Origin of the sequence: Paenibacillus nanchangensis (genome assembly GCF_046543445.1) — a bacterium.
GTDB lineage: Bacteria > Bacillota > Bacilli > Paenibacillales > Paenibacillaceae > Paenibacillus_AQ > Paenibacillus_AQ nanchangensis.
In genome coordinates this window covers 64,653-78,682 of the sequence record NZ_JBHOFD010000001.1, presented here as the reverse complement: position 1 = coordinate 78,682, position 14,030 = coordinate 64,653, and the positions used below count along the sequence as shown (strand labels likewise).

The following is a 14,030-nucleotide window of genomic DNA, read 5'->3' as shown; positions in this document are numbered from 1 at the left end:
ACACATATGGCAATCGATTATGAAAAAGAAACCGGCTCCACCCGGGCGGAGCAAAAATCCGTCTACGAATCCGGCAACGAAATGGCCGCATTTGCGGCGCAGCAGATCAACTATCATGTCATGGGTTATTTTCCGATTTCACCTTCGACGGAAATCGCACAGTTCCTCGACCTGACCAAAGCGGGCGGGCAGCATGACATCAAGCTGGTCCCTTCCGACGGCGAGCACAGCTCGGCGGGGATCTGTTACGGCGCCAGCACGGCAGGCGGACGTGTCTTTAACGCGACAAGTGCGCAGGGCTACCTGTATATGCTGGAGCAGCTGCCGGTACAAGCCGGTACGCGGATGCCGATGGTCATGAACCTGATCTGCCGCTCGATTTCGGGCCCGCTGAATATTCACGGCGATCATTCCGACCTCTATTTTGCGCTGAATACCGGCTGGCCGATCCTGCTTTGCCGGGACCCGCAGGCGGTATATGACATGAACATCATGGCGCTGAAGCTGGCCGAGCACGCCAAAGTGCGCCTGCCGGTGCTGGTGGCCTCCGACGGCTATTTTACTTCCCACCAAAAACGCCTGGTGCAGACCTTCGCCCGCAGCGAAGATGTGCGCGCTTTTGTAGGCGAGCAGCCGCCGGTAGGCTTTACCGATACACTGGACCGGGAGAACCCGGTAACGGTTGGCCCGTACATGAATGAACCGGACTACATCAACAACCGGTACCAGCAGTCGGTCGCCATGTATAATGCCGGCGAGGTGTTTGAGGAAATCGCCAAGGAATACGGCGAGCTGACCGGACGTTATTACCCGATGCTTGACCTGTACCGGATGGAGGACGCCGAAGTAGCGGTGTTCCTGGTGAACTCCGCCGCGGAGATCATCAAGGATGTGGTGGATCAGCTGCGCGCGCAGGGCATCAAAGCCGGTTCGATTTCGCCAAACATGATCCGGCCGTTCCCGCAGGCTCAAATCGCGGAAGCGCTGAAGCATGTTAAAGCGGTAACGGTTGGCGACCGCGCCGATTCGGTTGGCGGACACGGCGGCAACATGGTTAATGAAATCAAGGCGGCCCTGTTTACGCACGGCAACACGTCAACACAGGTGATCAGCCGGATTTACGGGCTGGGCGGCAAAGATTTTTACGCGGAGGACGGACACGAATTGTTCCGGCTGGCTATCGACGCCGCGGCTGCGGGCAAAGTGGCAGTGCCGTTCGATTATTACGGCCATAACCCGGGGACGCCGGACAAAGCGCCGAAGCGGCTGCTGAAGCCGATGAAGTTTGAGGATTTGAAGACCGGCCTGATTACCGTGAAGCAGGATGAAGCCACAGGCAAGCTGAGCGTGCGGATTCCGCCGCTGCGCTCTCTGACGAAGAAGCCGAAGCGGCTGGCTCCGGGCCATGGCGCGTGTCCGGGCTGCGGGATTTTTTCAGGATTGGAGACCTTTTTTAAAGGAATCGAAGGCGATATTGTTGCCTTGTATCACACTGGCTGCGCCATGGTTACCACAACCGGGTATCCTTATTCGTCGCATAAATCGACGTTTATTCACAACCTGTTCCAAAACGGTGCGGCAACGCTGTCCGGCGTAGTGGAAATGTTCTGGGAACGCAAACGGCGCGGGGAGCTGGACGGCCTTGGATTAAAAGAAGATTTTACGTTCGTGATGGTGACCGGCGACGGCGGAATGGACATCGGTATGGGACCGGCCATCGGCGCGGCGCTGCGCGGCCACAAAATGATTATTGTGGAGTATGATAACGAAGGTTACATGAACACGGGCGCCCAGCAGTCGTATTCGACGCCAATCGGGCACCGGACCTCCACGTCCAGCATCGGCAAAACCCAGCAGGGCAAAGGAACGCAGCATAAGGATACGGCGCAAATTATGGCCGCCACCAACATCCCTTACGTGTTTACGGGCTGCGAGGCTTATCCGCAGGACCTGGTGAAAAAAGCCGCCAAAGCTCAGTGGTACGCCCAAAACGAAGGGCTTGTATACGGCAAAATTTTGATCAACTGTCCGCTGAACTGGATGACCGAAGACAAAGCCGGCACAAGTGTCGTTTCGGCTGCGGTTGAATCCTGTTTTTTCCCGCTGTATGAAGTGGAGCAGGGCATCACCAATATCACGTACAACCCCGAGGACAAAGGCAAGCGGGTGGAATTGGCCGAATGGCTGAAGCAGATGGGCAAAACACGCCATCTCTTGAAGCCGGAGAACGAAGGCGCGCTGCAGAGCTTCAAGGATGAAGTGGAACGCCGCTGGAGCAGACTGAAAGCAAAGCACGAGCACCCCGAGCTGTAAACTAGCAACGATCTGTAAATCACAATGATCTGTAAGTCACAACGATCTGTAAGTCACAATGATCGGCAGCAACTGTTTTAACACAGCGGTTCCGGACTTTTCCCGGGCCGCTGTTTTGCGTGCCTGGAGCCGGCTGTGCGGTATGCGCGGGACATGCCCCTGCTGCAGCGTTATAATGGGTACGACACAACAGTGATAAAGGAGAGCGGATAAGGATGGAACAGACTTTTGAAGCGTTTGTGGTGCGGAAGGATGACGAAGGGTTCCGTACAGGCATAGAGCAGTGGACAACGGAGCAGCTGATGGACGGCGATGTGACCGTTCGGGTGGAGTATTCCGGCATTAACTATAAAGATGCATTGGCCAGTACGGAGAATGGAAAAATCGTCCGCAGCTACCCGTTTGTGCCGGGCATCGATTTAGCGGGAACGGTGGCCGACTCCTCGCACCCGCGCTTTCAGCCGGGGGACAAGGTGCTGTGCACCGGCTACGAGACGGGTGTATCGCATTTTGGCGGATACAGCGGATTGGCCCGGCTGAACGGCGATTGGCTGGTGCCGCTGCCGGACGGGCTTGACGCCAGAGACGCCATGGCGATTGGTACCGCCGGTTTTACCGCGGCGCTGTCCGTCCAGGCGGTTCTGCACGCTGGTGCGGAGCCGGCGGATGGGCCGGTCCTTGTCCGCGGCGCGGCGGGAGGCGTCGGCAGCATGGCGGTCGCTATCCTAAGCCGGCTCGGCTTCCACGTGACGGCCAGCAGCGGGAAAAAGGACGAGCAGGGCGAGTGGCTGAAATCGCTTGGCGCAGCCGAGGTCATCGGCCGGGAGGAGGCTGCTCCGGCGGCAAGAGGAGCGCTTGCTGCGGAAACCTGGAGCACGGTCATCGATCCGGTTGGCGGTCAGGGTACGGCGGACACGGCCAAATATGTAAAATACGGAAGAGCCATTGCTTTGTCGGGCTTAACCGGCGGCGGCGGATTCGAGGGGACGGTCTACCCTTATATTCTGCGCGGTGTTCAGCTGATCGGGATCGACTCGGTTTATTGTCCGATGGATAAGCGGCTTGGCGTATGGAGCAAGCTGGCCGGGGAATGGAAGCCTGAAAAGGCGTTGTCTTCGGGCATTCAGGAGATTGGACTGGACGGGCTTCGCCCCGCGCTTGATCGGATTTTGGCGGGCGGAGCCGTCGGACGGTATGTTGTGAAGCTGGGCTGAGCAGACGGTCTTCAGCCCGCCTGACTAGCTCAGCGGTTCAGCGAGGCGTAGCCCGTCTAACTAGCACAGCGGTTAAGCTTGGGGGCAGCCCGTCCGACTAGGTAAATGTTCGTATTTGCATTTACGTCACAAAGGCCACAAAAAGACCTTCTTTTTTGGCTCCCATCTTTGACCTTGTCGCCAGCTACCATCGATAGTCCAAACGAATTGACGATAGCTTAAAATAGGAGATTGTTAGGAATGGATATGGGAGATCAAATGAAAACGGAAAAAGAACAAACTGGACAACCTACAAAAAAGGGCATGACGTTGGGAAACGTTTGGTTTGCTTCTAAGGAACACGGAGAAAACTACATTCAACTAATAGATAGATTTAATGCTTACAAAAACCCAAAATATGCGGCTGCTTGTTACGTTGTTTCCCACCCTGAAATTTATAACAGAGTAAATTGGAGTGAGTCTGAAACGCCGATAGGATGGTGCTGGGGCGAGTGGATCGGAGAGGATGATTACGACGAAAATGGTTATCACCCTGAATCTGAAATCGTCGGGCAACTTTCTAATGCATATCGAGGGTTGATCAGATCAACAGTTGAATTATTTACGGGTAGTCATCATTACTTTGACTTGAGTAGCTGGCTTGGGAATGCTGGTGATGAAGTGTATAAGCTATTCTTACAATCGTTAGAACTGCGCAGGGATCGATTTGTGATTGAAATTATGTAACTTCAATGAATAAGGAATGTAGTGGCACTATGGATTAACTGATTGCTGGAGTTAAGCAAAACAACGCCTGCTTCGAGCGTTCCGGATGGACCGGAAACGCCGCAAGCAGGCGTTGTTTTTGATTTTCACCCGTAAGCCGCACGCCGTTTCCGCTTAGAACATCGTCCAGCTGCCTTTTCGCCGGGCGTAGCGTTCCGCATAGCGCAGCAGCAGAAAGGATAAGCCGAGTACCGCGAGGTCGAAGACCAGCAGCGTCAGACAGGCGTTTCGCCACCCGGTTCCGAGAGAGCCGTAGAGGGCGCCCCGCACGAGGATCAAGCTGTACGTCACTGGAAACAGCAGCGACAATCCGGCGGCCCAGCCGGGAAATACCTGCGGCGGCACGCGGACGCCGCCGAACAGCTCCATTGGCGCTTGAAAAATGTAATACAGAAATCCGGCGTCCCGCGAGAACAAGGCGAGCGCGCTCAGCAGAGCGCCCCAGACTGCAGCCGACGCCACAATGAGCAGTAGCGCCCCAATCAGTGCAAGCCAGTGGACCCGGGTAACGTCCGCAACAAACAGAAACGTCAGCACGGCAAAAACCGCAAACATCCAAATTCCATGCAGAAGCGAATACAGCGACCTTCCAAACAGAAACGCCGTTTTGGATGAAGGCGTCATAAAAACAAGCTCCAGCGTGCCTTCCCGGCGTTCCCGCTCGAACAGCCAGGCGGACTGGACGACCGTCCAGAACAGCTGAAACACCAGATAACCGCTCAGGAGGAACAGCGGAATATTCCCGTCCGGAATCACCCTGGACAGCACCGAACCTTCGCCAGTCCGGTACGGACGCATGGAGAAATAGGCGGTTACAAAACCCAGCTCCGGCCAAAGCAGCAGCGAAAAGAAAACGGCTTTACCTGCGGTTCTGGATCTGTGCTGCTTCAGAATTTCCGCGCCGAGTGAAGTCAGCCAAGCTCCCGGCTTCATGACGCTTTTCCTTCGGAGAGCAAAATGATGGCATCCTCCAGCGACGGCTTTTCAGCCGTAAAACCAACGATCCGCATGCCATGCCGGTCCGCCCAAGGCAGCAGCTCGGAAATCACCCGTTCCGCGGAAGGCGTGCGGACTGAAATTCGGCAGGCCGTCCCGGACTTGCTGTTTTCGTCGCGGCGGATTTCCGTCGTGTCTTCGCGCAGCCCGGACAGCAGGAACAGCTCAGGACGCAGCAGTTCATTCCAGCCTTCCAGCTCCAGGTGAGCGGTTTCCGCCCCCGCGATCCGGCTGACGATCCGCTCCGGCCGGTCCTGCAGCAGCAGCCGGCCTTGATCCAGGATGTAAACGCGGTCGCAGAGCTCCTCCACTTCCTGTAAATAGTGGCTGGTCAGCAAAATGCCTTTGCCCTGTTCCTTTGCCAGCGAAGCGACCGTGGACCGGAGCTGCCTTGCAATCGGCGCATCAAGCCCTAGCGTCGGTTCATCCAAAAACAGATAGTCCGGATCGTTAATCAGCCCCCGGGCAATCTGCAGCCGCTGCTTCATGCCTTTGGAATACTGCTCGACCGGACGGTCCGCGGCGTCACCAAGTCCAACTTCCGTAAGAAGCCGGCTGGAGATGTCCTTAAGGATGCGGGCATCGAGTCCGTACAGCTTCCCGAAATACTCCAGATTCTCGCGGCCGGTCAGCCGCCAATACAGCATTCGTTCGCCCCCGGCAATCATGTTGATTTTGCGCTGAATTTCTTTTCTGTGACGGTTCATCGCCAGACCGTCCACCTCGATGGTGCCTAAGGTCGGATCAAGCAGGGTGGACAGCATACGGATGGTGGTGGTTTTTCCCGCGCCGTTTAGCCCCAGCAGTCCAACAATTTCACCCGGTTCAATGGTCATCGTCAGTCCGGTTACGGCCTGAACCTGCTTGGTCTGGCGGCGCAGCCAGCCGGCGCGCTCTTTTGTTTCGTAAATTTTGCTAACCTCGTTCATTAAAATCATACGGATCATCCGTCCCTTACTTCATTATTTGGCTGCAGCTTCTCTTTTTTCAAAACCGTTCAAACACGGTCCGCTCGATTCGGCGGTGCAGGAACAGCCCGGCAAGCACGTACACCACGCATAAGGCAATAATGGCGGCCGCCCGTCCCGGCTGGACGGGAGCGCCCGTAAGCAGCCCGGACCGGAGCAACTGCAGCGAATCCGTGATCGGCAGCACTTCGGCTGCCCACTGCAGAGGCTCGGGCAAATATTGACGCGGAAACTGGAATCCGCACAGCAGGGAGGTGAGCGTGAACAGTGTATTTTGCACATAAAACGTATCTCGTGTATACAGCATGATACAGCCTAACACAACCCCCATTGCAAAGCAGGAGCACAAATACAGCAGCGCCCCAAGCGCGGCCGCTCCCCAGTCCGCTTCATTCAGACGCAGTCCGGCCCAAAGGCCAACCGCCAGCACTGCCATCAGCTCCAGACCACAGCGGTAAAGCTGCTGAAGCGCCGTACCCGCAAAATAACCGGCCCTGCCCGAAGGGGTCAGCAGAAGGCTCTCCAGCGTTCCTTCGCGCCACTCGGTGATCACCGCACGCGAGACGTTCATGATCATACTGACCGACAATAGATGAAGCATGCCGCCGACAATGGAAAAGGACAGATAATCGTCCGTTCCGGCGTAGGCCGGGAAGCTCCCTGCGAGCTCGCCCCGGATCAGATACACGTAAGAAAAATAAGACACAAGCACAAGATATACGCCGTCAATAATATGGCCAAATGTAAATGTCCAAGGATAGGCCCGCATATTAGCTTTTTGATTGCGGACGGCCGTAGCGACGGCTGTCTGCCACATAACAAACCCTTCTTTCCTGTGGCCGTGATCTGACGTTCCGCCGCGGTTTAAGCGGATTATTGCTCGAGAAACTGCCGCTGCAGGACCGTCGTCATGTCCACTTCTTTTTTATTGACCGCGTAAAATAAATAGTTGCCCCGCCGGACAGGCGCCGCCAGCCCCGCTTCCGTCAGCAGCTTCAGATGTTTGGAAACCGCGGCTTCCGAAATTCCCAGAGCGGGCGCCAGCTGTTTTGTGCAGTGCGGCTCCTTCCACAGCAGCTTGATCAGCTTAAGCCGCGTCGGGTCCGACATCGCCTTGAGGCGGAGCATCAGGTCGCGCGGCGGTTCTTCATCCGGCACCCAGCCCGGCACGTTTACGTCCAGCGGCAGTTTGATTGCGCCCGGACTCCAGTCGATCAGCAGATGGGGATAAATGAACGCAGAAGGGTAGACGTAAATGGCCTGAAGCTGGTCCAGCGGAAAGTTGTAGCTGACCGCTTTGTGCGCCGTGATCACGCCGTTTTCGACCACCAGCCGGGGATGAAGCGTCCGCAGCGCCTGTTCAGCTCCCTTGGCCGCAAGCTCCTCATATTCGGCGGCTGCTTTGTTCATCCAGGGCTCCAAATAGTCCCACTCTCTTGAAAAATAAAAGGTGCAGCACGCCTCAAGCACGTCCGTAAGCTGCTTCCGCACGGCTCCAATCCGGTGGAGCCAGCTGCCGCCCGCAGCGGCGAAGGCCAGCTTCATCCCGTCCGGGTCCTTGCCCTGCAGCCAGCCGATGACTTGATCAAGCGGATGGATTTTGCCTGTGAGCAGCCAGACCAGCTCGGCGTCGGGCAGGCGCCGCAGCCCGCGGATGCCAGCCTCGCAGGTCTGCGGACCGGGATGCTCCCGGGGAAGATCCAGCAGCGTCGTCCATCCGTCGGCAAGTTTGCCGATATCAAAAATGGCATCCAGCAGGCTGCCCGGCAGCTCGGGGCGGAGCGCCCGCGACCAGTTTATACGGCGGGGATGATGGTCGGGCTGGTTCAGTACGTGTACGCTGCAGAGAAGCTCGTGAAACGGGCTGACCACAGTGTGGATGCGCTGGGATAAAGGTTTGACTGAGCTCATATCGTTCCTTTCCGATTAACCAAATAGTTAATCAAAAACCACTTTCGCGAAAAGTGTTCAAAATTATAGAGCAGGGTAATGATCCTGTCAAGCGGGAAAAACAAATAACCGTCCCGGGATTCAGGACGGTTATAGGACGGTTGTTGACTGGTCGAGACGGATGCTCCATTTATTCTTTTTTGCGGATTTCCCGCATGACATGGCCAAGCTCGGGCACAATGAGACGCTCCATCGCCAAACGGACGGCACCGGCCGACCCGGGCATGGAAAACACAGCGGTGCCGCTGACCGTACCCGCAATTGCCCGGCTGAGCATGGCGGCAGGTCCGATATCTTCCGTGTAGCTGAGATAGCGGAACAGCTCGCCGAAGCCAGGCAAAGTTTTGTCAAGGAGGGACGAGACCGCTTCAAACGTTGTATCTCTCGGCGAGATTCCCGTGCCTCCGGTGAGAAGAATAACATCGGTTTCCGCCTGGGCCGCACAGTGGTAGACGAGCTCACGGATCTGTTCGAAATGATCTTTGACGATTGAATAGCCGGAAACAGTATGGCCTGCTTGCTCCAGCAGCTCGCGGATCAGCGCTCCGCCTTTGTCCGTGTCTGGTGTACGGGTATCCGAAACAGTGATGATATAGCAGGAGACGGAAGCGGGCGCTTCACTCCGGTGTTGATCGACGGATTTCATAACTATCAGCTCCTTACTTCTTAGTAAAAAGGGTTGCTCTGAACCCGCAGGGGTGGGTTGGTAACTCCATATGATGTTTCAGCAACCGCACATATCTTAGGACAAGTATAGCGCTGATGCTTGCGGGGAGCAAAGAAGATCGCGGTCCGGGACGGTTTTGCCGTAAAAATGATCTATTTGTACCTGTAAAAAAAACCGGCCGCCTCTGGTCGCGCCGCTGCCTGTTTCCGAGCGCGCGGCTGCTTCTGTTTCCGAGCGCACCGCTGCCTCTGTTTTCAAACCTTCCGCTGCCTCTGATCCGCCACACGGGTCCCAAGTTGCCAACACCGCGCCGCTGTAGTACACTCGTCACATTACTTGCAGGACAAGGAGTGTGCAACGAACATGAAAGAAGCCGTGCCCGTATACATCTTATCCGGATTCCTCGGCAGCGGCAAAACGACGCTGCTGGGGCAGCTGCTGGAGCATTTTAAGCAGGAAGGCAAAAAACCAGCGGTAGTGATGAACGAACTGGGTGAAGTGAATTTGGACGGCCAGATCGTCGGGTCCACCGTTCCGATGGCGGAACTGCTGGGCGGCTGCATCTGCTGCTCGATCCGCGGCGATCTCAGCACAGAGCTTGCGACCCTGATCAAACAGGAGCAGCCTGATGTCGTCATTATCGAGGCGACGGGAGCCGCCAATCCGCTGGAGGTCGTTGACGGCGTAACGGAAGTTTCGCTGTATCTCAAGGTAGAGCTGAAAGGGCTGATTACCGTTGTGGATGCAGCCCATCTTCTGGAGCTGCACCGCGCGCAGAAAGGGGCAACCTACCGGCTGATGCAGGAGCAAATCCGCTGCGCATCGGTGCTGCTGATGAACAAAACCGACCGCATCAGTCCGGAGGAAGCGGAGGAAGTGCGGTCGATTTTGGAAAAATGGAATGGCGCCGCGCCCGTACGGTTTACGGAGTACTGCGCCGCCGATCCGGCGGAAGTGCTGAGCCTGTCCGAAGGCGGCGGAGCGGACTGGGAGCAGACAGCCGAGCCGCATGACCAGGCCGCCGATGGTGAAGGAGAGACGGACGCGAACCCTCTCCATGACCATGTGATGGCTTACACCCATTATTTTAGCGGGCCGGTGAATAGCGAAAGCTTTGAAGCCTTGATCAAAGATCTCCCGAGAGACGTTTACCGTGCAAAAGGAATTGTCAGCTTCAGCGATACGACAGGACGGTTTCTGTTCCAATATGCGTACCGGGAAACGGATTTTATGAAAATTACGCCGCAGGGCGACGTCCCTGACGTAGCGGTGTTTATCGGCGAACAGTTCTCCAGGGAAAAGCTGCGGACACAGCTTCTTCGCCTGGAAAAAGGAGCAAGCGCGCTCCCGGGCAAGGTACGCAGAGGGCTGTGAATTTGTGTGTCTTGGCAAAGGGCTGGAACATAAACCCTGCAGCGGTTCTCCCGGCAGGCCTGTCTGAATCAGGAGTTTTGCATGAGGAGAAGCCTGCTGCGCAAGGCAGCGGGTGAAAGGAGAAAAAGGGAAACAGGCCACCCTGTTTGCCGCCTCTCCGCCCCGGTTCCTCTCCTCTAACAGACGTAAATGCGTACTATTTACCCATCATTTCATGGAGTTAAACATCTGTGCGGGAAATGGTTCGGCGGCAAACAGCCAGGTTAATACATAGGCATAACCCATTACCAACTAGGAGGTTATACCCATGAACCGGATGTTATATCAAGACTGTATCGAAGCTTGCGTGGAGTGCATGAACGCATGTAACTATAGCTACGTCAGCAATCTGAAGCAGTATGAGATTGAATCGCTGCGCGAGTGCATTCAACTCGACCGCGAGTGCGCGGACATCTGCGCGTTTGCCGTGCAAGCCATGACCCGCCACAGTCCGTTTGTAGCCGAAATTTGCAAGCTGTGCGCCAAAATTTGTGAAGCCTGTGCGGAAGAATGCGGCAAGCATGTACATACCCACTGCCAGGATTGCGTGAGCGCCTGCCGGCGGGCAGCAGAAGCCTGCCGGGCCGTGTACGAAGCGGTTGCGGTTTACGCCTGATCCTTATCTGAACAAAAATAAACCGGCGGATGGCACCAGCTCCGCCGGTTTTTTTTGCGTCTTTTGCGGTTACTCCTTATCTTCTATGATCATTGAGGTGTTAGGTGTAGAATGGTAGTAAGATTGCGAATTGATGGGGAATGATGGAGGGGCATATACAAGGAGATGATCACAATGCGTAAAAGCTGGAACAATCCCCATGGCGTTAGGCTGTCGCTAGGAGTAAGAAGCAGTCACCCCTTGGAAGGTTTAATTGTTCAGCCTTCAGCGTTGTCTCAGCACGATATTGGATCGATCATGAGAGACGGAAAAAAGCGCATGAGAGAAAATCATGACACAGTGGCTTTGCAGTAAGCCTTTTCAGATATTGAGCGGCATTTGGATCGAAGCGACCGTAAGGGAGTCCGGTTATAAACTGGGCTCTTTTTTTGTGCGTTCATTTTGACTCCGTTTATTCAGGGATATATTGGGGGAGAGAGCACGTGAATGCTTGTCCAAATATGCAAGAAGACACGGCCAATGAATTTAGAGAGCTGTAGTGTAACCGACTGAACCAGAACAGTGACTCGGATTGCAGACGATTAAACAAAGAATCCTAGGCTCAACTGGCAAGTAGGTGACCTCTGATTCATCGGGGGTCATCTTCTTTAATATCTACTGGTATCTTCTTAGTTGTAGAAGTTGGTGTAATCCCGAACATGAACTCGTATTTCGCTCAATCGTTCGGCAATCGATAAAATCAACCTCGACTTTCTTAACCTAACATACTCTGAAGGCAGCTGCCCTGTGAAAGTATATTGAGCGGGGCCTGGAATCCTCGTATACTTGAAATAAACTATAGAGAGAATGCGAGTGATGGATATGGAGATTCGAATCGACGACTTAAGCGGCCCCCAGGTGGCCCGGCTGATCGGGGAACATCTGCAGGGAATGGCCGAGCATTCGCCGCCTGAGAGTGTACATGCCCTAGGATTGGAGCGACTAAAGCAGCCCGATGTGACGTTCTGGAGCGTATGGGACGGTGAAGAGCTGCTGGGCTGCGGGGCACTTAAGGAGCTTGATCCCGGGCACGGTGAAATCAAATCGATGCGGACGGCAAGCGCCCATCTGCGCAAAGGAGTGGCTGTACGCCTGATGTCCCATATCCTTGAAGAAGCGGCAAACCGGGGATACCGGCGGCTTAGTTTGGAGACAGGCTCTATGGAAGCTTTCGCTCCGGCAAGAAAGCTGTACGCCGCGCACGGATTTGAAGAATGCGGGCCTTTTGGCGATTATGCAGAGGACCCTTACAGCATTTTTATGACACGTATATTATGAACAACGCTAACGCAAACGCAAACGAGCAGCATGGTCTGCTTGAACTGATTCAAGCCGGTAAAGTGTATCAGCGCCGCGAGGTGTTGACCGGAATTACTTTGAAGCTGGAGGCAGGTCAGGCGCTTGCCCTTCTGGGACCCAACGGCTCCGGCAAAAGCACGCTGCTGACTCTGCTAGCGGGCTTGTCCCGTCCGACAAGCGGACAGCGGAGGCTGCTGCAACCCGGACTACGTATCGGTTATGCTCCGGACCGTTTTCCCGCTTCCCGGCTGACTCCGGATGAATATTTGACCGGACTCGGGAAGCTTCACGGTCACTCCGGCAATACGTTTGCCGCATCGCTTGACCGGTTGTACGCCGTTTTTCAAATGGAGACGCTTCGCACGCGCCCGATGAAGAGCTTTTCCAAAGGCCAGCTGCAAAAAATCAATCTGATTCAGTGCCTGTTGTCTGAGCCGGAGCTGCTGCTGCTGGATGAACCGATGTCCGGACTGGACCCCGCTGCCAAAGATACACTGCTGGTTCTGCTTCAAGAGAGAAAAAAACAAGGGACGGCGATGGTATACATCATTCATGATCCGCAGTGGATTCAGCCTTTGGCGGATCAAGTGCTGAGCTTGCAGGCTGGGCAGCTCCGGGTAACCCCGGTAACCCCGCCGGGACCCTCGGGAACCCCAGGAGCCCCAGGAACCCCAGGAACCCCAGGAACCCCAGGAACCCCAGGAACCCCAGGAACCCCAGGAACCCCGGCCGCTTCATTCAGCATAGAGCGTCAGACGGCCGCCAAACAGGATGCGGTAATCCGCTGCTCCAATTTAACGGGTCAGACGCTGGAACAGGTGCTGGAGCTGGAAGGTGTCCGGACCGCCGAGCCGCCTGGAAATGAGACGGAAGCCGGGCTGATCACCCTCCACGCCGCGGCTGACCGGTCCGATGAGGTTTTGCGGCGCATTCTGGCAGGCGGCGGATCGGTGGAGTCGCTCGTCCGCGTTGGGGGCGAAGCAGCATTCCCGAAGCCGGACCTGCAAACTGCATTCGCCGGAAGAAAGGAGGAGCGGAAAGAGTGAGCGTCCCCCTGATCAAGTATCTGCTGCAGAGCTATTCCCGGTCCCGCCGTTATTTTGGTCCGCTGGCCGGGTTAATGATTGCCATGGCGCTGTTTTACTCATATAAGCCGAATCCGGTGATGAACAGTTATGGTGCAACTTCGGTCATCCAGTTCATCTGCTGTGCGGCACTCGGGCTTAGCTTCCTGAATCACCGTCATCCTGTACATAAGCAAATTACCATCGTACACCTGCGAAGCGCAAAACGTTATTATACCGGTGAATTGTTTGTGCTGGTGCTGTACGCCGCCGTACTTGCCCTATGCATTGTCGCCTACCCGCTGGTTACCGGCAGTTTCGGCGAACCGGCAGGCTGGCCGCGAATCGGCTTTGCGCTGACGGCGCATTTTCTGCTTGGACTGCTTGGCATCGCTGTGTCGCTGTACCTGCAGTCGGCCTGGATCCCGGAAACCAGTTATTCGACGGGGCTGTTCCTGATTGTTGTAGTGCTGTCCGTTGGAGGCTCAGGTATCGCCGATAAGCTGCCAGAGTCCATTCGCGGCCTCCGTCTGCTGCTGCCGCCCGCAGCAAGCGTGATGGAATTATTTATGCGCGATGACATGCCAGGCACGGCAAAGGCTGCCGGGGTGTTTGGCTATACTCTTTTTTACTCCGGTGTTTTGATCACAGTCTATCTATGGGCTGCCGGGAAAAGAGACATTGCAAGAAGATAAAACCGCCGGGGCGGCAGGGAACACAGGAAGG

At 55.7% G+C, this 14,030-nt stretch carries 13 protein-coding genes; 8 read left to right on the top strand and 5 right to left on the bottom strand.

Annotation, left to right across the window (positions count from 1 at the left end; all coding sequences use genetic code 11):
• The first annotated feature begins 6 nt into the window (after positions 1-6).
• The 3 genes from ACE6ED_RS00350 to ACE6ED_RS00340 all read left to right on the top strand — a co-directional run bounded on the left by ACE6ED_RS00350 (position 7) and on the right by ACE6ED_RS00340 (position 4,253).
• Positions 7-2,313 carry a thiamine pyrophosphate-dependent enzyme gene (locus tag ACE6ED_RS00350; protein ID WP_410824962.1) on the top strand — a complete coding sequence of 769 codons (2,307 nt, stop codon included), beginning with the start codon at positions 7-9 and terminating at the stop codon, positions 2,311-2,313.
• A 215-nt stretch (positions 2,314-2,528) separates the two neighbouring features.
• Positions 2,529-3,527: an acrylyl-CoA reductase family protein gene (locus tag ACE6ED_RS00345; RefSeq protein WP_410824961.1), complete on the top strand. Its 999-nt coding sequence runs from the start codon at positions 2,529-2,531 to the stop codon at positions 3,525-3,527.
• Between the two features lie 240 nt (positions 3,528-3,767).
• A complete protein-coding gene (locus tag ACE6ED_RS00340; RefSeq protein WP_410824960.1) occupies positions 3,768-4,253 on the top strand; it encodes a DUF2538 family protein in 486 nt (161 codons plus the stop codon).
• Positions 4,254-4,406: 153 nt separating this feature from the next.
• Here ACE6ED_RS00340 and ACE6ED_RS00335 read toward each other — a convergent pair whose 3' ends face one another.
• The 5 genes from ACE6ED_RS00335 to ACE6ED_RS00315 form a co-directional block, all read right to left on the bottom strand.
• Positions 4,407-5,225, bottom strand: a complete 819-nt coding sequence (locus ACE6ED_RS00335) for an ABC transporter permease (protein ID WP_410824959.1) — start codon at positions 5,223-5,225, stop codon at positions 4,407-4,409.
• Positions 5,222-6,226: an ABC transporter ATP-binding protein gene (locus ACE6ED_RS00330; protein WP_410824958.1), complete on the bottom strand. Its 1,005-nt coding sequence runs from the start codon at positions 6,224-6,226 to the stop codon at positions 5,222-5,224. The genes ACE6ED_RS00335 and ACE6ED_RS00330 overlap by 4 nt, the downstream gene beginning before the upstream one ends.
• A gap of 49 nt (positions 6,227-6,275) precedes the next feature.
• The gene (locus ACE6ED_RS00325; RefSeq protein ID WP_410824957.1) at positions 6,276-7,073 is read right to left on the bottom strand and encodes an ABC transporter permease; all 798 of its coding nucleotides are present in this window, start codon (positions 7,071-7,073) and stop codon (positions 6,276-6,278) included.
• Between the two features lie 56 nt (positions 7,074-7,129).
• The gene (locus ACE6ED_RS00320; protein WP_410824956.1) at positions 7,130-8,167 is read right to left on the bottom strand and encodes an ArsR/SmtB family transcription factor; all 1,038 of its coding nucleotides are present in this window, start codon (positions 8,165-8,167) and stop codon (positions 7,130-7,132) included.
• Positions 8,168-8,336: 169 nt separating this feature from the next.
• Positions 8,337-8,852, bottom strand: a complete 516-nt coding sequence (locus tag ACE6ED_RS00315) for a MogA/MoaB family molybdenum cofactor biosynthesis protein (RefSeq protein ID WP_410824955.1) — start codon at positions 8,850-8,852, stop codon at positions 8,337-8,339.
• 384 nt (positions 8,853-9,236) lie between these two features.
• On the opposite strand from ACE6ED_RS00315, the gene ACE6ED_RS00310 reads away from it, so the two are divergent.
• From ACE6ED_RS00310 to ACE6ED_RS00290, 5 genes are all read left to right on the top strand, one after another.
• Positions 9,237-10,247: a CobW family GTP-binding protein gene (locus ACE6ED_RS00310; RefSeq protein WP_410824954.1), complete on the top strand. Its 1,011-nt coding sequence runs from the start codon at positions 9,237-9,239 to the stop codon at positions 10,245-10,247.
• A 307-nt stretch (positions 10,248-10,554) separates the two neighbouring features.
• Positions 10,555-10,902: a four-helix bundle copper-binding protein gene (locus tag ACE6ED_RS00305; protein ID WP_410824953.1), complete on the top strand. Its 348-nt coding sequence runs from the start codon at positions 10,555-10,557 to the stop codon at positions 10,900-10,902.
• 861 nt (positions 10,903-11,763) lie between these two features.
• The gene (locus tag ACE6ED_RS00300; protein WP_410825179.1) at positions 11,764-12,219 is read left to right on the top strand and encodes a GNAT family N-acetyltransferase; all 456 of its coding nucleotides are present in this window, start codon (positions 11,764-11,766) and stop codon (positions 12,217-12,219) included.
• Entirely contained in the window at positions 12,216-13,286 is a 1,071-nt protein-coding gene (locus ACE6ED_RS00295) for an ATP-binding cassette domain-containing protein (protein WP_410824952.1), read from the top strand. Before ACE6ED_RS00300 ends, ACE6ED_RS00295 begins: the two co-directional genes overlap by 4 nt.
• Complete coding sequence (locus ACE6ED_RS00290) at positions 13,283-13,999, top strand: hypothetical protein (RefSeq protein ID WP_410824951.1); 717 nt, start codon at positions 13,283-13,285, stop codon at positions 13,997-13,999. Before ACE6ED_RS00295 ends, ACE6ED_RS00290 begins: the two co-directional genes overlap by 4 nt.
• Positions 14,000-14,030: the final 31 nt, after the last annotated feature.